This window comes from Gottfriedia sp. OAE603 (genome assembly GCF_040543965.1).
Classification (GTDB): Bacteria; Bacillota; Bacilli; order Bacillales; family Bacillaceae_G; genus Gottfriedia; species Gottfriedia solisilvae.
The window spans coordinates 2,503,036-2,521,568 of the sequence record NZ_JBEUNN010000001.1; the positions used below are offsets into that span (position 1 = coordinate 2,503,036).

Sequence of the window (18,533 nt, forward strand, 5' to 3'; positions counted from 1 at the left end):
ATAGAAAGGATGCATCTGAAACGACTTTAGATTCGAATATTTCTTTCAATAACTGGAAAAACTAAATAATCGTATGGATTTCCCATGATTTGTTGGACCTTTTCATATCCAAAACCTACTTTTTCATACAAACGACGTACTGCTTGTTTATCTTGATCGACATTTAAGGAAACTCTTTTTACTCCGATTGTTTTCGCATGTTCCAATAAGCCGTTTAACAGCTCTGTACCAATGCCTAATCCTTGGTATGCTGGATTTACCGACACTGTATCAATATAGAAATCACCTTCTTCTGCTTCTTTATCTACCTTGGCATCCTTTTTTGCATTTCGATTGATGATTTCTAGCATCTCTTGATCAAGCTTTGCTAATTCTGAAACATGATAGGCAATAATGACACCAATCACTTGTCCTTCATGTACTTTTACAAGACAGTTGTGATAACTTAAGCGATTGTTCTCAGATTGCACGTAATATTTTAATAATTTTTCTGCTTCTTCATAAGTTTTTGTTCCTGTTAACATAAAAGCAATATCTTCAATAGCTTGTATGATTAATGGAACAATTTGCTTTGCATCTTCTTTTTTTGCTAAACGAATCATGATTTCACCTTTTATTCTTTAATTATTACTTTAATATAACATATTTACTTGTAACCTTCGTAACATTCATAACGAAATTGTTTAATTTGTATGATTTCCCCCTTTTTTTTTAATAGTAATTTAATGTATAATTAATCTAAATGTGTTTAGGAGGCAATATTATGTCTGATGTTCAAATTAAAGTACTAGATAATGGTCCTTTACGAGTTACTGGAACGGTTGAGCTAATTGATGCTGAAGGAAATAAATTCCCTCAAAAAGCCGCTTTTTCATTATGTCGTTGCGGATTATCAAGTAACTTTCCGTATTGTGATGCTTCACATAAAGGAAAGTTTGAATCTGTAGTACGTGCTCCGAAATAAGTTCAGTACATTGTAAAACCGATTCGTTCGTTTTCGCACAAATCGGTTTTACTCTTGGTGTACCACTTTTCTTATTTTTGATGATAGTTTGAAAGATTCATAATCTACCTAATAGACTTGCGCACATTTCATTTTTTATCTAATAGGATAATACTTAGGGGGAAAGCAACATGAAGAAAATCGTAGCATCAATCGTTTTATCCGCAGCTCTAGTTACACCGGGAGTAACTGCTTTAGCAGCACCAGACCAAACTGAGTTAGATGCTTATTTAACAAGCATTAACATGACTCAAGATGAGTTAGAAGAGTACTTAAATTCATACTATGGTGAGTCTATTGAAGATTATGATTCTGTAGAAGAATTAGAAGAAACATTAGGGGATCCTTTAACTAAAGAAAGTCTAGCAGCTCTTTTAGATGAGTACGGATACACAGAAGAAGAAGTGAAAGAACTTGCAGTCTTTTATGATGATATGGATGAAGATGCAACTTTATTAGATACTTATTACTTTACATCAGATGTTGAGTATTTAATTTTAATGGAAGAAGAAGATACTGGTTCTCCTACTATGGAAGACTTTGCTGATATTTTCGAAATGATGGGTATTACTGAAGATGAAATTAATCATTTAACAGACTATATAGATAATGTGATGTCAGACGACCCTGCAGTTGAAGCTAAGTTAGAAGTTTTAGCTGAGAGAATGACTGATTTGTCTGATCAGTATGAAGATATTTTCTCAATGGAAACAACTCCTGAAGAACTTCCAGCTGCACTAACAGCTGAATTGGCAAATATCGTAAAAGAACTTCAATCTACATTAAAAATTGATGTGAAAGTTTCAATTGAACAAAACGGTGTAAAATCACCTCTTACTTTTGCTCAAATGCTGACAATGGACGATTCATTGGAAACTGCTGAAAACGTTAAGCTTTATGTAGATATTTTTGATAATGCTGGTAATTTATTATTAGATGCAGTTTTATCAGATGAATTATTCTCTGAAATCGACATTCCAGGATTAGTTGATGATGTAAAAACTGTAGTGAGTAAACCACAAACAATTTCTAGAACTGAAAATGGCGGAAAACTACCAAAAACTGCTTCTCACACAACTGAGTGGGCGTTAGCTGGTGCATTCATGATGTTATCTGCACTTGCATTACGTAAAAAAGCAAACGCTAACCGTTAATCGATGAATCGCAAAAGGAAAATTCTTTTAACGCTCTCAGCTTTCCTTTTTCTAATTGGCTTATTTTTCGCTACGACAAATGCTTTTACGATGATTAAAACATATGTGCTTTATAAGCAGACAAAAGATGAATTTAAAGAATCTGTGAATAAAGAAACAGAAAAAAAGTTAGAACAGAAAAAAAAGAATGAACCACTTTATAAGTCTTATCCAAAATTTGGCGATGAGATGGGGACATTAACGATCCCTCGGATCAATGCTAAGATTCCAATTTTTCATGGTACTAATGAGGACGAGCTTTCTAAAGGGATTGGCCATTATGCTAAATCGGTTCTACCAGGTGAGAGAGATAATAGTGTACTAGCGGGCCACCGTGATACAGTATTTCGCCAACTTGGCGATGTGAAACTTGGCGATCAACTCATTGTAACAACTTCAGCTGGTACGTTTACGTATGAAGTGCGAAAAATTCGTATCGTTGATAAAGATGATCGTACCGTAATTATTCCAAAACCAAGACCGACTTTAACTGTTAGTACTTGTTACCCTTTCCGCTATATCGGTCCTGCACCACAGCGCTATGTACTTGTTGCTGGTTTAGTAAAATCTGAAGTAAATAAATAATGAAAAGACTCACTACGATTAGTGAGTCTTTTTTATGTTATTTCATATAATCTTTCAGTTCTGTCCAATACGTTTCATTGTTTAAATTTCGAACGCTCCATTCATAGTGACCATCACTACAATTTTCTGAAAAGAAATTCGCTGAATAATAACTATAATAAAGTGCGTAAAAGTATAAAATTTCCTTTACTTGCTCACCTAACGTTTCGATGATCATATTTACGTAATGATTTAATTTTACCGCTCCTAGTTCATCATATAGGTCAAATAAAATCCAACTTAATGCGACATCAAATAAATAATCACCAGACATTGTCATTAGCCCAAAATCAATAACACCGTTAATTTTACTGTCATCACTAACTAATAGATTAGATGGGTAGAAATCTCCATGAATTAAGTCATACTCTCCTTCATATTTCTTTGATAATACGTTTAGAAAATAAAGGTATTTACTTTCGTAATCTTTTACATCCTTTATTAGGTATTTTTCTACTTCTTTATTTTTTTGAATCAGAGATTGTTTTAAAAACTCATTCCAATCTGCTGGCTGATTTGGGATTTCATAATCCTTTAATAATTTATGTCCCTCTATTTTCTGTTCAAGTTTTATTTGTTTTATGTTTAAAATCGTTGATAAGTACTGTTTAAAAAAGGCATTCAACTGATCGTAATCGAAGTTAGACAAATCCTTTTGTATATTCCTACCTTCAATTCGCTTCTCGATTGTGATGACCACTTCTTTTTCTTTTATAATTTCATATATTCTTGGTAAATTGAAATCAACGACATTTGCATTTATCGATTCATAAAATGTCTTTAAGATTTTTTGTTTTTCAAATGCTGAAACTCGGTACAACTTGAATACTCGATCTTGATGATACGAATAAACCTCTGCTTCCTGCCCCTTGCCTAAGAAATCATTTTCATTAATATTATATTTTTTCAAAATGGATGACCGGACATTTTGTTTTATCATCTCTTATTCTCCATTACGTATAATTTCTTGTTTACTATTTTCCAATAAAACTATATTCTCTGTCTATTAATTTTAGAATTTTATAGACAAGATAAATAAAAAAAGCGATTCAACTAAATGAATATCGCAAGTTTTTTCTCATGTCATGAATTGTGTAACCCAAGCAATATACTTCGCCCCAGGGATAAATAGCACTTGAGCAAATATTGTTCCAAATAATCTAGAAGAAACCATCATGATTGAAATTCCTTTTAATTTTGCATAACTGCCTCTATTATTTACAACATCATCTGCTAAAACTGAAATTTTCGGATCAATTAAAAGTGCTAATAATATCGTCGCTATTCCATTGATCAAACCTGACGCCATAGTTGTACTTGTCGTTCTTTCAGGAGCTAATACAGATGCATATAAGGCAGATAACACACCAATCGTATAAATTGCTGTGACGATTAAATTAATCAAAAACAACTTATATGGTATTTCTTTTAAATCAATTTCCTTTAAATATGATAATCTAGGCATTCGAAAGTGCTTAAAGCTTCGTTTAAACATATCAATCGTAAATGATTTTTTTAGGACAGTTAAAATAGATCCCCGCTCATTACTTAATTCAATAATTGCTCGGGAGAATAAAGCTACAAATGTTGGCATCAGTAGTATACCAATGATTGTCCCAACAGTTGATGCCCCGATTAATACTCTTATTTGATCGTCTATCAATTCTAATTGATGACTGTTTCTCGCACGATCTACTAATCCTCCAGTAAATGGTTGTTGGATCATGTTTGACATCCGTGAAACAATTACCATCGTATTAAATAATGATAAAGCAGACGCGATCAGTTTAACTCTTGCCCCAGAAAGTCTGACTGAATAAGCAAGCGTTTCGATACTATGTATAATTAAGATGAACAAAGAAATCATGATTACATTTCCCGTTATCATTCCCATGAACTTCACTTCTTTTCATCAACTTTTACAGTCGTATTTTAATGTATGAATGGTAATATCAGTAAACAACATGATAGAATCACTAATAAACGTGTAGTTTTTTTCGAAAGCTTATCCATTTTCTTCCCATTATACCAACCAGAAAATTGTATTTTATTTCGATACAATACAAATAGTAAAAGAAAAATACTAACACCGATGACCCATCCATTTTGATTGCTGATCGATACATTTAAATTCGTATAAATTACTTGTAAGATCCCACTAAATAGCGCTCCTAATATAGTGAAAATAGCTATGATTCTAATGATTTCTAATATAAACCTCATCTTCTGCACCAACCTGTTGTGTTTATCGTATTTTAGCCATATAAAATTCGTCTAAAAATTGATTTTTAACTAAAAGGGATTTTCTTTTCATTCCTTCAACTTCAAAACCCATTTTTTTATATAAATTTACTCCTACTTCATTTTGTGTAACAACTGTCAGCTCTAATCTTACGATGTCATGTATAAACGCCCATTCATCTAGTTGTTCAAATAATGCAGTTCCAATTCCTTTCCCTTTATGTCCATCTAATACTCCAATTACTACATATGCAGTATGTTTTTTCCTTTTTGTTGTGCCACCAATTGTTATTAAATACCCAATTAATTTGCCTTTTTCTTCTGCTAAAAGAATCGTTGCATTCTTTTGTTTTACGATCATTTCTAGCTGCTGGCGTTGTTTCTCCACTGTAGTTTTTCTTTCACCGGCTTCAAACAACATATAATCTGCATTGCTTTCAACTTCCAATAGTAAGTTTAAAAACTTCTCTGCATCATTTGGTGTTACTTCCCTAATTTGCATGTTCCACACTTCCAATGCTTTTATATATGGAATATTATACCACCATTTTCAAGTTATTTTTTCATTTTTTCGGAGGCTGTTTTCTTAATTTTTAATAGAAAGATCGTTGTATACTCGGCTCACTTTTTCGTGAAGTGTGCAGTGAGCTCCCACGATTCATTTTTACCTACTTCCCTTCAAAAGGCTCAAGCTTTCTCCAATTAATTTCTTTAACACTCGTTATCACAAAAAAAAACACCATAATAGGTGTTCCAGTGTGTAGACAAAGTTACAAAAAATTAGATTATTAGACTAATTGAAAACGCTTGTGTTTCGAGGCGTGAAGTTTGAAGAGTGGTTCTTCTGTTTTAATCTTCTACAATATGCCATGATCCTTGTGCTTTTCGAATATAGATGATTTGTCCAATATGGTATGTATTATGGGTACAAAGATTGGAAATTGCTTGCCACCAAATTGCATCTTCTGGAAATGTCGGGATATGCTCATGGAGTTTTGATTCAGTTGTTTCCTCTATTACTTGCTGCCAGCTTGCCAATCCTTCATCTAACTTTTTAACAAGCGTTTTCCAGCTTTCCTCTGTAACATGATCAATATCAAAAAATGTATCTGCATTTCGCTCAACAATTTCTGTTGGTAAGTCTCCTTTAAATCGCTTTAACCATCTTTCATTATAAAAATGTAAATGATTTACTATTTCAAGGATTGAATGCATTTTTTCTGATTGCTTCCAAACTATATCTTCTTTATGTAAGCCTTCTAATGCTATACTTAAAGGCTTAATCCAGCTTTCGTCATTTCTACAGATAGTTAACTGATCTAATAACAATTCTTTTTTACTCATTCATTTCTCCTTTTCCAAACATATTTCTTCATCTATCTATTTCGTTATACTTTATGATTACCCTCTTTTGATTTTATCTTGTCCACAATAAAAAATGCACTACCTCATAATGATCAGTAATGCATTTTTGAATCCTAGATACCCTATCTTGGCTTACTATATTAATGAATTTTATATATTGTAAGCGTAGCTCCTGCTCCTGTTGCTAAAGTCGCCAATCCTACAATTCCAAACAATTGAAGAGAAATCGTATCCCCTGTTTCTAATGGTAATATAATTTGATTATTATACTGTGTTCGACCGATGACAGGCGTGATTGTCGTAGCATCTACAGGTCGACGATTGACTAGTAATCTAGTAGAAAGCGTTGTTTCCGTAGTTGTATTTACTGAATAAATAATAAAATAATTTCCTGGGTGTTCGATTGTTAATCTATCATTTGCCTCATTGATCGTGATTTCCTCTCCAATATTTTGGAAAGATGAGAATGTAACGTCTGTTCCTTCATTCAATACTGCAATTACTCCACCACTATTTGTAATATGTGCAAAATGTCTTCCACCTAGACCTGGTGGTGTTGGTCTATGCGGTTTTGGATGTCTTCCAAAATCCATACTATCACCTTATTCATTATATTAGACATTGATCCTCCACCTGAAAATAACGTCCTTAAAGCTTGTCTATATTTCCTATAATCTATTAATATGATTTACTTTCACTTTCGTTACTATTTTCTTATGAATTTAGTCAATATTTACATGGAAATTAAAAATCCTTAGTTCTTGGAAGACTAAGGATTTTAGGATATTATACTAATCATGCATAATACTTCATGCACTTGATATTAGACAAAAAGGTTTATGTAGACCTTTCCATGATACTAGCGATTCTTTCTAGTGCTTCTGTTTGTTTTTCTAATTCAATATTCCTTTTTTTCGCTAAACGTTCATATTTCTTATAAAAAAAGTAGACAATAGCTACCGGTATTCCAATATAAAAAATAAGAAAGTATATTGGTAAAAAGCCAATGATTGAATGCATTGATTCCACTCTCCTTTAAATTGGTTCTATAACCTAACTACTGTGCATCTTCTCTTACTACTACTACCAACAGAATGCTCTAACGCAACCTGTGATTCTATCCTCCAAGTTATTGTTAGTCTGTTCTTTTTCTATGTCTACCTATTATTTTCTATAACTAGGGAGATTTCCCTTTACTAGTTTTTTAACCAATCGATTTCACCTCCTTCCTGTCAAATTCAGGAATGGGTAAATCTTTTCTCACAGATTTCGAAAAATTTTAAAGGTCTTTTTAAACGCAAAAAACCTTATCCGTTAATGGATAAGGCTTTCACACTTTATTTAGTTTTGTTTTTGTTTTTGACTTAAGAAATGATAAATAGCATGTGCTACTCCTGCTTCATCATTTGTTTTTGTCACAAATGCACATTGGCGCTGAAGCTCCTCTTTTGCATTCCCCATTGCTACTGGAAAACCTACACGATTAAACATCGATACATCATTAAAGCTATCTCCAATTGCCATACTTTCTTTTAAATCTACACCTAAAATCGGTGCCAGTTTTAACAATGCAGCTCCTTTGCTTACATTTGCTGCATTAATCTCAACATTATTTGAATGCGAAGAAGTAATTAATAAATTCTCTTCTTGCATAAGTCTTAGTCGAATTCTATTAATGACTTCTGGATCATTCGAAAGAAATAATATCTTATATACATCAAGATTTTTAAAATCCTCTACCGATGTATAATTACGAACCTTTCTTAAAGTAGCCGTTACTTTATGAACTTTTCCAGTTTCCTTATTCGTAAAAAACTCTTCATATAAAGTATCTCTACATTTAGTAAAAGAACCTTCACTTGTACTGATAATAAATGTCTTATTTTCCTCTTCACAAATTGCCAAAGTCTTTGCAAATACTACTTTATCCATTGAATCATTATGCAAAATATTGGCTTCATTGTCATAAATTTGAGATCCATTTAAACAAACAATCGGACAAGTTAAACCTGCTTCATCCAAAGTTTCTTTTGCACTTTCGTACATTCTACCTGTAGAAATGACAACATGGATTCCTTCCTTTTGTGCAGCTCGAATGCTTTCTACGTTTTCCTTTGGTATTCCATTCTGACCATTTACAAGCGTGCCATCCATATCAATTGCAATCAATGCCATGTCGTTCGCTCCTTTTCTACTATTCTATTACTATCTTAAGCCTAAGTATTCACTAATTACTAGTAAAAACATATTTATTCATACATTCTTATTATAACGCATAAAAAAACCTCCTGCATTTGCAAGGAGGTTTCAAACTGTTGACAAACGCTCGCTTTCTTCGTTGCTTCGCCTGTTCGCGGTGCTCATTACCGTTAAAGGTAACTCCGCTCCTCATCCGGCTCCTGAGCCTCGAAAGACAAGCGTTTTCAATCAGTCTGAATCTCTAGTTTTTATACTTTGTCACAAACTAAAACCTCCTGCATTTGCAAGGAGGTTTCAGTCTGTCTTGTTGCTTCCATTTTTTACATTTTCAATTCAGATTTTGAAGCGTTCGGACGCTTCATTTTTTTAAAGATCAATATTGATTACTTCTTTACCAATAAGGCGAGCACTTTGTACTGCTACAACAGTTCCACCAGTTGAGGTAAAAACATTATTTGCTACAATTTTATCCATTACTTGCTTAATTAGTGCTGGATTAACTGGAATCGTAGGATTATCGACAGTTAATGTAACAATTTTCTCTTGTTCATTTAAAAATTTTAACTCTAATGTTTGGATCATTTTCCATCTCCCCATTTCTATATATTGTTTAAAAGCACCCCGTTACTTAATACTTCCAATTCTGCTACAGGTAAATCTTGAAGTGATGCCAGTGCATTACCAATCAGGATTAGCTTCTCTAAATCCACACCGACCTTCACATTCTTGTATACCTTTTTCTTAATGATGTCTTTCCCCTCTGCATCTTTTCCTGCATGTAAATTTACATACAATGTTAGTTGTTGAGTAGCGATTTGCGCCATTTCCAACTCCCCCTTTCGTTGTATATATAAAAATAAGGGAGTTATTTTTCGCTAACATAAACAATATTTATGATTTGGGTCTTCACGTTCCAATCTTTACATCAACAATATCACTTAATATTAGTTCCATATAACCTGCTTGTTCTTCGTATATAGAAAGTCTATTTTGGTGTAAATTAATTTTCCCTACTTTTCCACTCACGAAATGATGATGGTGATCTTTATAATACGTAATCTGTACATTTTCATCTTCAAAAACAGCTTGCTGAAGATGGCGATTCATCTCTTCTAATAACTGCTCATCCACATCTCTTTGCTGTTCATAGTTTTGTGACACTTTCCAGTCGCGAAGCATCTTTACATGTTCAGGTAACATCATTGACGTCCATTTGATCGTACCTCGGTCACGAATCATTTAAAATCTTCTCCTTTTATCTATCTTTCTTAGTAACGTTTTGGTATTCATCACGCCTTCTATATCTCGATGTCGTTCTAGCTAGTTAGCAGTCCAAGTAACGAACATTGGGATTTATGCTTGTCGGGCAAGGCTATTTGCCTCCACTTTTCTTTCTGTCTAGTTCCGCCTCCTAGCTCCTCGAGGTCGTAAGCCAAATCCCATTGAAAGTAAAAAGCACTTTCATTGGGATTCGTCTTACGCTTGTCGGAGCTGAGCAGTCGCCTCCACTTTTCTTGTTACCCTTTATGTCCTCCTACTAGCTTACTTCTAGCAAGTGCGGTGCCGCCTTCTGCGTAGGAAACTGCCCATAGAAGTGCATTGGAGCCGTATTTTTTTCTTACTGCATCCATCACGTAGCCTAGATTTCGTTTTTGGGGCTTTTTCTGATCAAATAAATTTAGTTGCATCAATTCATCACTGACAATATTAGACAGAGTAATAAGTACTTGTCGCACAGTTTTTCCTTCGTAATATTGATCGAAAAGTCTCATACAAACTTCATACAAGTCCGATGTGATATTTGTTGGTTCATCCATCGTAAATGCATGAGAGAAGCCTCCTCCAAACTCCTCGCGACTATATCCGATTCCTAGTGTAATTGTTCTGCCTGCCTTTTTAGCATTGCGCGTACGTCGCGCTACTTCTTCACACATTTCACGAATAACAAATTTAATTTCTTCTACTTTTGTATAGTCTCTCATCAATATTTGGCTTTTTCCAAAACTAATCTGACCATTCATAATTGGCGCACCAAGCTCAGAGAGATCCACTCCCCATGCATGATGATATAGTTGGTTTCCCATCACACCAAACTTTTTTTCAAGCAGGTGAAGTGGGTATTTCGCTAGCTGTCCTACTGTAAAAATGCCCATTGAATTAAGGGTGCGTTCAATTTTTCGACCAATCCCCCACATCTCACTAAGCGGACTAACCTCCCATAGTTTTTTTTCTACATCTTCATATGTCCACTCTGCAATGCCTTTCTTTTTCCCTTCTAAGTCAAGACAGAGCTTTGACATTAACATATTAGGGCCAATCCCAATTGAACATGGTAATTTAAAACGAGCTAAAATGTCAGCTTGAATTTTTTCAGCAATTTCCCATGCGTCGCCCCATAATTTCTTCACGCCATCAACCTTTAAAAAACATTCGTCAACACTATATACATGTAAATCCTCTAATGGCACATATTCATTTAATAACTTCACAATGTTTGTTGATATTTCCAAATACTTTGCCATTGATGGATTAACAATTTTAATCCGCGGATCTTTTGGAATTTCAAACACTCGTGAACCTGTTTTAATACCAAACTCTTTTTTTAATTGCGGTGAAGCTGCTAATACAATACTTCCTTCTCTTTCAACATCTCCAACAACTGCTAAGTAACATGTTAATGGATCTAATTCGAGCATGACCGCAGAACAACTTGCATAAAAGCTTTTCATATCGATGCATAATATACGATGATGTGGTAACTCTTCATAACAAACGCTCATACATATCACTCCCAATTCTTCCAAAAAATAGCAGAACTCATGTTCTTATTTTTATTATAAACATATATTAAACGAATATACGTTCTATTTCAATTAATTTTTTCTCTATGAAGTAATGAAAAATTTGGATATACTTAAACTAACTCGGGGGGAAGGAACGATGTAAGTGGATGGACAGTTTGTAAAGCTAATGATAAAGCGAGCATTAACACAATATGGGGGAGAACATGAAGAGTGGATTACAAATGATATGCTAGATGAACTGTACAAACAAATTTTAGCCGAGCAAGAAAAAAGCGAACGTTCGTTACATGAATTAGTACAAGATATTGTTTACGAATACGTAACAAATTATGCCTAACATCTAGCTTAAAAATAGAAAAACCCGAGATAGAACAATTCGTTCCTCTCGGGTTTATTAGTATGTAAATGATACTTCGCTTGTGATTCCTTCATCTTCATGAAAATGAATGATAATTTCCATTGAGTGAGAAGAAAATCGATGTACTTCATCAAGAAAAAAACCGATGGCATCTGACATTTGTTGTTCACCGTAATTGAAGCTCCGGTTATACATTTTCACTAGACAACTTACACCTTCGCCTTCATTGAACAAAAATTCAATTTGCACTTCTTCAGGGTGAATTCGTTCTAAATCAGCAACAAATACACAAATTGCATTTGCCACGTCTTGTTCATTTAGATAGATTTTCATCAGTCACCTCAGTTCATTAATAATGATCTCTGTTTCCTCTTCGAAAGATTTTTTTAACAAACCAAATAATGGCAACGATAATTAAAATATCAATTAAAAGACTAAAAAATGAAAATCCAAATTGTTGTCCACCATAATAACCACCAAATGGATGCATCATCGAACCAAATAGCGATCCAATTCCAAAAGCACCAGCATATCCTAAAAAGTTCCTACCCGTACTTCTAGGGGTACGGTAATTAGATCTAGGAGCAGTTGGACGATAGCTTCTATTTGAGCGATAAGATCTTCTTGCTGCATATTGCATCGATGATTGCTTACTAGAGAAACTCGTTTTTGTAGAAACCTTCACAGTTTGCTGATTGTGAAAATGAGTGTTTGCATTAACTGGAACTGAAAAAGTTAAAATCAGAACCATAGTAAACGCAATATACCAAAGATTTGTTTTCTTCAAATTATGCCCCTTCTTTCATTATCAACATCCTTTTTAGTATGGATATTTTCAATAAAAAAATGTAAGAAAGAAGAAACTAGAGCCACTTTATACTCTGTTTTGTAAACAGTTGGTCAGCTAGAAGATGAGAAAAATACCCGACTGTCCCTGCCAACCAAAGGCCATCAATTTGTAGGTCTTTTTGAATAAAAAAACAAATACCACTCCAAATCGCTAAAAAGTAAAGTGAATGGGTTGGACCACGGTGCTTTAACCTTGAAGAGATAGCAATAAAGAGCCCAAGTGCAATGATTGACCAATTTCCATAAAAAGCAAACCAACCTATAAATGATATTAATAAGCCAGTCAACATTAAAATCGTTTTTAAATTCCGTAGCCAACTAATACAAAACAAAAATAGAACTAATATTCCTACACCATATATCCATGATCCAGAATAAATCAACTTCCCCGTTTTCATGATGATAAATAAAGAAACTGCTAAAAATAAAAAGCTAAATAAAATCTTAAGCGGTGTAGAAACTTTCTTCGTTAATGAACCATTATGATGATCTAAATCTGGAGCCAAACTACTGATTGCACCAACAATAAGTGGAACGGTCATTGCATCATTGTTTGTTGCATACATTGTTACTCCTGTTGCGAATAATCCTACAATTACATGACTTTTTCCATCCAATATTACATACCTTCCTTGTCTTAACAAATATAAATGTTCATATAACTCATTATAGTCGGACAAGAATAGAATGCCTATTACTATATAAGAAAAAGTTGGAAATTACTTGATTCTTAAAAGTCCCTTATATTCATTGACGATTGAACTTTTTTCTGACAAAATGAAGGAAACTAAGATGTTATCATAAAATACTTTCACAGTTTGCGTTGGGGGAAAATATGCAAGAAAAAGAAATGAGTGTCATTGATCATTTAGATGAACTTCGAAGTCGAATAATAAAAGTAATTGTTTCATTCGTTTTATTTTTAGGAATTGGATTATATTTTACAAAAGATATTTTTCATTTTCTAGTAAGAGGCCTGAATGAAAAGCTATTGGCATTAGGTCCTAGTGATGTCCTTTGGATTTATTTTATGATTGGAGGCGTATTCGCTATAGCGTGTAGCATTCCAGTCATTGCATACCAATTATGGGCATTCGTCAAACCTGCATTACATATAAAAGAACAAAAAACAACAATGCTATACATACCTGCACTGTTTATTTTATTCATTTGTGGCATGGCCTTTGGATATTACTTTATCTTTCCAAATGTTTTAGCATTTTTAACAGAAATAGGTTCTGAACTCGTAACTGTTACTTTTACAGCAGAGCGATATTTTAGCTTTTTATTTAATTTAGTGATACCATTTGCATTTTTCTTCGATTTACCGGTTATTATTCTCTTTTTAACAAGTATCGGAATCATAACACCAGCATTTTTACGTAAATCACGAAGATTTGCATACTTTATTTTAATTATTATCGGGACAACAATCTCACCCCCTGATTTTGTATCAGACATGATGACAAGCATCCCTTTACTAATTATTTATGAATGTAGTATCATCGTCTCTACTTTTGCATATAGAAGACGTATGAAACGTGAGCAATTAGTACAAGATGAGCAATAAAAAAATGGACAGCATTGTAAGATGCTTGTCCATTTTTTTTATACTAACCTTTTAAAAGATTTGAGACGAATACAACGTAACGACTAAACCAGAGAAACTATACATTAGCGAAGCTTTAATTGCTAACTTTCTTTTAAAATCTTTATGTAATTCATTTAATTCTAAGCCCACAGCACGTAACCACTGATATTGTTGGAAAGGTGTATAACTTTGTTTTTTTGCGCTTCTCCAATAAAGGAAGATTGTCGTTGCGAATCCTATCATAATAGCAGAATTACCAGGAGATGAATCCGAAAGAACACTAACAAGGAACGTCAAAATCAGTTGTACAATTAAAATAGCAAATACATAAATGAACTTTTTCAACATGTTAATCCTCCTTATTTTAAGCTTATTTAAATTATAACAAAGATACATTTTTCAGAATAGTGAAATTTTTGTAGAAATCATAGGATATTAGAATCAAAAAAAGGACATTTGTAAGAAAATAGGAATAATTTGCCTATTCACGAATACACATTCGTATATTCTACTTTATACTTGCATTTACAGAACAATCGTTCTATAATAGAAATAGAAAAAGATTCCCATACGAATGAGAATCTTTAAAATACATACTATTTATTATTTTGTTCAAGTTCTTCTTTTGACTTTGGTACGATGATAATTGTTTCCCCTTTTTTAGAGAACATATACTCATCACGAGCATAGTTTGCTATATAGTCTGGGTTATTTAACAGTTTGATTTGTCGATCAAGTGCTTTTTCCGTAACTGCTAATTTTTTCTGTTCTTCTTGTAGATTATGTAATTCAGTTTGTTTTGCTGAAACGATTTGATGTTGACTAAACCAATAAATTCCAGCTACAACAAATAAAGACAAGTATAATAGAGCTAATACAAGTCTATGTAGTCGAATTGATTTCCCTTTTTGAACCTGTGGAAATTGATTACGAGAAGGCTTGTTCATTACTTCTCTTTGTTGACTATATAATTTTCGCGCTTCTGCCTTCACGTATAACTACCTCACTTTCAAAAATATTATTCTAGTCTAGTGTACCAATTAATAAACTAATAGAAAAGAGAAAAAAGGTAAATTAAGTAAAAAAATGTATTTTTATCACTAAAGTACCGTTATTTTGTCGAGTTATTGCACATACATTTAATCGGCATAAATTACAAAAATGTAAAGTCTCTTTTTTATTTTTAGAATATTTTAAAAACTTTAACTAAAGTTATTGACGAGGATTTTTATATCGTGTATATTTAATTTAAATTAACTGAAAATTTAAACAGTTAAATTTTAGTAATCATGTTATACACATCCCCCCAATCCCTATCACCCAATTTGATAGGGATCTTTTTATGTTTCCAATTGTCGAAACCATCTCATTACCATTTTTAGAAGAGTTCGATTATAATACACATTATAGGAGGTATGAACGATGCAAAAATTAGAACTAAGTGCAGTACAAGATGCACTTCAAAACTTTATAGATCAAACAGTTTATTTACATTTAGAAACAACTAATGGTGCTTATGCTAATCACTTTAACGAGAAAGTCATGACAGTAAATGCATTTATTCGAAATACAAAAGTAAATATCAGCCGTGCAACTGTAACAGGAAAAAATCCTTATAGAGTTGGATTAAAGTTAGATGAGGGTTGGGTAGTTGCTGAAGGCTTAACCGATTTTGAAATTGATGATGAAAACCGCCTTCTACTAGCAGGCCATAATGAAGAAGGTAAACTAGCAATTGCACTACAATTAAGTCACACACCATTTTAAGAGAGGAGCACTACTAATGAAAGAAGAAAAAGTATTAATCGTGTTCCCTCATCCCGATGATGAAGCATTTGGAGCAGCTGGAACGATTTCACAATTTACAAACAAAGGAATTCAAGTTACATATGCTTGTTTAACACTTGGAGAAATGGGACGCAACATGGGGACTCCATTTTTTGCAACTAGAGAAACCCTTCCTAAAATTCGTAAAAAAGAATTAATAGACGCTTGTAATGAAATGGGTATCCAAGATTTAAGAATGCTAGGATTTCACGACAAAACAATTGAATTCGAGGATCCAGAAATAGTTGTATCTGCAATTAAAGAAGTGATTGATGATGTGCAGCCTACATTAATGATCACTTTTTATCCAGAACACGGTGTTCATCCCGATCATGATGCTACTGCAAGAGCAGCAATTGAAGCAGTTAACAGAATGGCTTCAGATGAAAGACCAGTTGTATGGTGTATCGCAATCACCAAAGAGCGTTTTGATGTACTAGGCAAACCTGACATTGTTAATGATATTATGAATGTTGCTAGTCAAAAACTTCGAACAATGAAGGCTCACCGTTCACAAACAGAAGCCATGTTAAAAGACATTACAACAATTGAAAAATTTGAAGATATTGCAGACGATCGATTAAAAATGTTTTTTGCAAAAGAATCATTCTACACTTATCACTTTGAATAAGAAGGTTTAACTCAGTTATCTGTAGAAGTAGTGAGAGATTTAGTAACCATTCTGGAGGTAAACAAATGTTAAAAATGAGATACTTAATTTTATATGTTTCAAATCTAGAAAAATCCCTTACTTTCTACACAGAATCATTAGGCTTCCCTGTTCGTGGGAATCACGGTACATATGTAGAATTAGACACAGGGCATACAATTCTAGCATTAATCGAGCGTGACAACGTACAGGAATTGACTGGATTAACTTATAACAGTACACCTGAATCTTCGCAAACATTTGAAATTGGTTTTGTAACTGAGGATGTTGTCGCTACAATAGAAGCACTACGCGTCAAAGGTGTAAAAATAATAAAAGAACCAATTACAAAGCCTTGGGGTCAAACAGTTGCTTATGTGGGCGATCCGGATGGACATTATATCGAAATTTGCAGTTCAATGGATTCATAATCCATCAAATAGACAGAAAAAGGATAGAAAAGCAGACATATACTCTGCGATTTCTATCCTTTTTTATGGTTCACTCTTGGCTCCTTCCATTTCGTTTTTTACTTTTGTTTTCTTTTGTATTAAAGCAATGATTAACAGAACCGTCGGAATAATCATTTGAAATGGTATATGCATGTAATAAGGAACAATTTCTAAGCCTTCTTTAAAGTGATGTAGAACATTTGGTGCCATCCATAAAGAACTAATCACAACAAGGAAACTAATTGGATAAACAACATCGCTACTTTTCTTTACTTTAAAAAGTTCAGCAGAGCTCGTCACTGCACAATAGAAAAAAAGAAAAATTTTAACAAAACCACCGATCACCATGATAATAACAATAAGAGGATCCATTCTTTGAACAAAATTGGCAATATTAATATAACTAATTGCAGTTAAAAGTGGAAAAGTAGCTCTTTCATAACCAGAAACTCCTAAAATCATAATGTCTTTAAGTGTAAAAAAGATTAATACCATACCCGAAAAAATTAATGCTGGAATCCCTACTTTTAATGCCTTATTTGTTTTATTTAAATGTGGCATAATCATCGTAAATACGATCACTTCACCAAAAGGAAATGTCGTAGTAAGTGGGAAAGTTGCTTTAATGACTGGCTTCCAACCATTTTCTAAAACGGGTCTTAAATTATTGATCTGATAGATTTTAGCAATACTCTCAAAGCCTACAATAATCAAAATAATAATAGAGATAAGAAAAAAAATGAATTCATTTGCACGTGCAAACGTTTCTAATCCTTTATGAGCTCCGTACATGACAATAAACATCATTAAAATACCAATTAAAATTAACGAAGATGCATTAAAAATTGTAATGACTAATAATTCTTCAAAATCGCGTAAATCCCTAGCAGCTATATAGATAAAATAGATCATATAAACTACTGCTACTAATTTACCAGCATACTCACCTAATATCTCTTGAGTAACTTTCGTAAACGTTTGTTGAGGAAACAATTCATATAATTTTATATACACATAAAACAAGATACAGCCAAAAAGTGAACCAAGCAGTAAACTAATCCAAGCATCTTGCTTCGCATCACTCGCAAGCCCATATAATGATGAAGTTCCAACTTCAAACAAAAAAATCATACAAAAAAATTGAAAACCACTAATCGTTGTTTTTCGATTCATCTACTTACCTACTTTTTTAACTGTCATAAGTGACAAATTCAAACTGAATACGTTCCATTTTATGTTTACCTAAAATTCCCATATCATGTGTTTAATTTAAAGTTTCAAAAGATTTCTTCCTGTAAAAAAAACAAGCTGCCGTAGCAACTCGTATTCATTCAGAAAAGAACTGTATAAAATTATTCACAAGACGGTCTTCACATAT

At 33.1% G+C, this 18,533-nt stretch carries 27 protein-coding genes; 8 read left to right on the forward strand and 19 right to left on the reverse strand.

All coding sequences use genetic code 11. The annotated features are described in order from the left end of the window. Positions 1 to 26 precede the first annotated feature (26 nt). Positions 27 to 602 (reverse strand): GNAT family N-acetyltransferase, encoded by a 576-nt coding sequence (locus tag ABID96_RS12675; RefSeq protein ID WP_192602355.1) that lies wholly within the window; start codon positions 600 to 602, stop codon positions 27 to 29. A 161-nt stretch (positions 603 to 763) separates the two neighbouring features. Between ABID96_RS12675 and ABID96_RS12680 the strand changes: the two genes are divergently transcribed. From ABID96_RS12680 to ABID96_RS12690, 3 genes are all read left to right on the forward strand, one after another. Next, positions 764 to 964, forward strand: a complete 201-nt coding sequence (locus tag ABID96_RS12680) for a CDGSH iron-sulfur domain-containing protein (RefSeq protein ID WP_087999273.1) — start codon at positions 764 to 766, stop codon at positions 962 to 964. Between the two features lie 170 nt (positions 965 to 1,134). Next, positions 1,135 to 2,157: a processed acidic surface protein gene (locus ABID96_RS12685; RefSeq protein ID WP_192602356.1), complete on the forward strand. Its 1,023-nt coding sequence runs from the start codon at positions 1,135 to 1,137 to the stop codon at positions 2,155 to 2,157. A 3-nt stretch (positions 2,158 to 2,160) separates the two neighbouring features. After that, entirely contained in the window at positions 2,161 to 2,781 is a 621-nt protein-coding gene (locus tag ABID96_RS12690; protein ID WP_192602357.1) for a class D sortase, read from the forward strand. Positions 2,782 to 2,818: 37 nt separating this feature from the next. Here ABID96_RS12690 and ABID96_RS12695 read toward each other — a convergent pair whose 3' ends face one another. The 12 genes from ABID96_RS12695 to ABID96_RS12750 all read right to left on the reverse strand — a co-directional run bounded on the left by ABID96_RS12695 (position 2,819) and on the right by ABID96_RS12750 (position 11,405). Continuing rightward, positions 2,819 to 3,760: a phosphotransferase gene (locus tag ABID96_RS12695; protein WP_192602358.1), complete on the reverse strand. Its 942-nt coding sequence runs from the start codon at positions 3,758 to 3,760 to the stop codon at positions 2,819 to 2,821. Positions 3,761 to 3,898: 138 nt separating this feature from the next. Continuing rightward, positions 3,899 to 4,714 (reverse strand): lipid II flippase Amj family protein, encoded by an 816-nt coding sequence (locus ABID96_RS12700; protein ID WP_192602359.1) that lies wholly within the window; start codon positions 4,712 to 4,714, stop codon positions 3,899 to 3,901. A 38-nt stretch (positions 4,715 to 4,752) separates the two neighbouring features. Beyond that, positions 4,753 to 5,043 (reverse strand): hypothetical protein, encoded by a 291-nt coding sequence (locus ABID96_RS12705; RefSeq protein WP_192602360.1) that lies wholly within the window; start codon positions 5,041 to 5,043, stop codon positions 4,753 to 4,755. 22 nt (positions 5,044 to 5,065) lie between these two features. Further along, complete coding sequence (locus tag ABID96_RS12710; protein ID WP_192602361.1) at positions 5,066 to 5,563, reverse strand: GNAT family N-acetyltransferase; 498 nt, start codon at positions 5,561 to 5,563, stop codon at positions 5,066 to 5,068. A 347-nt stretch (positions 5,564 to 5,910) separates the two neighbouring features. Beyond that, the gene (locus ABID96_RS12715; RefSeq protein ID WP_192602362.1) at positions 5,911 to 6,405 is read right to left on the reverse strand and encodes a DinB family protein; all 495 of its coding nucleotides are present in this window, start codon (positions 6,403 to 6,405) and stop codon (positions 5,911 to 5,913) included. Between the two features lie 161 nt (positions 6,406 to 6,566). Next, complete coding sequence (locus tag ABID96_RS12720; protein WP_192602363.1) at positions 6,567 to 7,019, reverse strand: BclA C-terminal domain-containing protein; 453 nt, start codon at positions 7,017 to 7,019, stop codon at positions 6,567 to 6,569. Between the two features lie 244 nt (positions 7,020 to 7,263). Continuing rightward, positions 7,264 to 7,446: a hypothetical protein gene (locus ABID96_RS12725; protein WP_192602364.1), complete on the reverse strand. Its 183-nt coding sequence runs from the start codon at positions 7,444 to 7,446 to the stop codon at positions 7,264 to 7,266. Between the two features lie 321 nt (positions 7,447 to 7,767). Further along, positions 7,768 to 8,601, reverse strand: coding sequence for a Cof-type HAD-IIB family hydrolase (locus ABID96_RS12730; protein WP_192602365.1), 834 nt, complete (start codon positions 8,599 to 8,601; stop codon positions 7,768 to 7,770). 390 nt (positions 8,602 to 8,991) lie between these two features. After that, positions 8,992 to 9,207 carry a DUF2922 domain-containing protein gene (locus ABID96_RS12735; RefSeq protein WP_192602366.1) on the reverse strand — a complete coding sequence of 72 codons (216 nt, stop codon included), beginning with the start codon at positions 9,205 to 9,207 and terminating at the stop codon, positions 8,992 to 8,994. Positions 9,208 to 9,224: 17 nt separating this feature from the next. Then, positions 9,225 to 9,449 (reverse strand): DUF1659 domain-containing protein, encoded by a 225-nt coding sequence (locus tag ABID96_RS12740; RefSeq protein WP_192602367.1) that lies wholly within the window; start codon positions 9,447 to 9,449, stop codon positions 9,225 to 9,227. A gap of 82 nt (positions 9,450 to 9,531) precedes the next feature. Next, positions 9,532 to 9,864, reverse strand: coding sequence for a YolD-like family protein (locus ABID96_RS12745; RefSeq protein WP_192602368.1), 333 nt, complete (start codon positions 9,862 to 9,864; stop codon positions 9,532 to 9,534). Positions 9,865 to 10,142: 278 nt separating this feature from the next. Next, the gene (locus tag ABID96_RS12750; RefSeq protein WP_192602369.1) at positions 10,143 to 11,405 is read right to left on the reverse strand and encodes a Y-family DNA polymerase; all 1,263 of its coding nucleotides are present in this window, start codon (positions 11,403 to 11,405) and stop codon (positions 10,143 to 10,145) included. Between the two features lie 166 nt (positions 11,406 to 11,571). On the opposite strand from ABID96_RS12750, the gene ABID96_RS12755 reads away from it, so the two are divergent. Continuing rightward, a complete protein-coding gene (locus ABID96_RS12755; protein WP_087999260.1) occupies positions 11,572 to 11,766 on the forward strand; it encodes a YqzH family protein in 195 nt (64 codons plus the stop codon). A 57-nt stretch (positions 11,767 to 11,823) separates the two neighbouring features. Here ABID96_RS12755 and ABID96_RS12760 read toward each other — a convergent pair whose 3' ends face one another. The 3 genes from ABID96_RS12760 to ABID96_RS12770 all read right to left on the reverse strand — a co-directional run bounded on the left by ABID96_RS12760 (position 11,824) and on the right by ABID96_RS12770 (position 13,253). Further along, positions 11,824 to 12,120 (reverse strand): DUF2653 family protein, encoded by a 297-nt coding sequence (locus tag ABID96_RS12760; RefSeq protein ID WP_192602370.1) that lies wholly within the window; start codon positions 12,118 to 12,120, stop codon positions 11,824 to 11,826. Positions 12,121 to 12,136: 16 nt separating this feature from the next. Further along, positions 12,137 to 12,574, reverse strand: coding sequence for a hypothetical protein (locus tag ABID96_RS12765; RefSeq protein ID WP_192602371.1), 438 nt, complete (start codon positions 12,572 to 12,574; stop codon positions 12,137 to 12,139). Positions 12,575 to 12,650: 76 nt separating this feature from the next. Next, on the reverse strand, positions 12,651 to 13,253 hold the full coding sequence (locus ABID96_RS12770; RefSeq protein WP_158093213.1) for a metal-dependent hydrolase: 603 nt from the start codon (positions 13,251 to 13,253) through the stop codon (positions 12,651 to 12,653). Positions 13,254 to 13,471: 218 nt separating this feature from the next. Between ABID96_RS12770 and tatC the strand changes: the two genes are divergently transcribed. Further along, positions 13,472 to 14,206, forward strand: a complete 735-nt coding sequence (gene tatC / locus ABID96_RS12775) for a twin-arginine translocase subunit TatC (RefSeq protein ID WP_192602372.1) — start codon at positions 13,472 to 13,474, stop codon at positions 14,204 to 14,206. A gap of 51 nt (positions 14,207 to 14,257) precedes the next feature. On the opposite strand, the gene ABID96_RS12780 is transcribed toward tatC, so the two are convergent. Next, the gene (locus tag ABID96_RS12780; RefSeq protein ID WP_192602373.1) at positions 14,258 to 14,575 is read right to left on the reverse strand and encodes a hypothetical protein; all 318 of its coding nucleotides are present in this window, start codon (positions 14,573 to 14,575) and stop codon (positions 14,258 to 14,260) included. 248 nt (positions 14,576 to 14,823) lie between these two features. Beyond that, positions 14,824 to 15,219 carry an FtsB family cell division protein gene (locus tag ABID96_RS12785; protein WP_192602374.1) on the reverse strand — a complete coding sequence of 132 codons (396 nt, stop codon included), beginning with the start codon at positions 15,217 to 15,219 and terminating at the stop codon, positions 14,824 to 14,826. Positions 15,220 to 15,649: 430 nt separating this feature from the next. On the opposite strand from ABID96_RS12785, the gene ABID96_RS12790 reads away from it, so the two are divergent. The 3 genes from ABID96_RS12790 to ABID96_RS12800 all read left to right on the forward strand — a co-directional run bounded on the left by ABID96_RS12790 (position 15,650) and on the right by ABID96_RS12800 (position 17,134). After that, complete coding sequence (locus ABID96_RS12790; RefSeq protein WP_192602375.1) at positions 15,650 to 15,994, forward strand: YojF family protein; 345 nt, start codon at positions 15,650 to 15,652, stop codon at positions 15,992 to 15,994. Positions 15,995 to 16,010: 16 nt separating this feature from the next. Next, a complete protein-coding gene (bshB2, locus tag ABID96_RS12795; protein WP_087999252.1) occupies positions 16,011 to 16,685 on the forward strand; it encodes a bacillithiol biosynthesis deacetylase BshB2 in 675 nt (224 codons plus the stop codon). A gap of 65 nt (positions 16,686 to 16,750) precedes the next feature. Continuing rightward, positions 16,751 to 17,134: a VOC family protein gene (locus tag ABID96_RS12800; RefSeq protein ID WP_377896885.1), complete on the forward strand. Its 384-nt coding sequence runs from the start codon at positions 16,751 to 16,753 to the stop codon at positions 17,132 to 17,134. Positions 17,135 to 17,197: 63 nt separating this feature from the next. On the opposite strand, the gene ABID96_RS12805 is transcribed toward ABID96_RS12800, so the two are convergent. Then, positions 17,198 to 18,328, reverse strand: coding sequence for a GerAB/ArcD/ProY family transporter (locus tag ABID96_RS12805; RefSeq protein ID WP_192602376.1), 1,131 nt, complete (start codon positions 18,326 to 18,328; stop codon positions 17,198 to 17,200). Positions 18,329 to 18,533 lie beyond the last annotated feature (205 nt).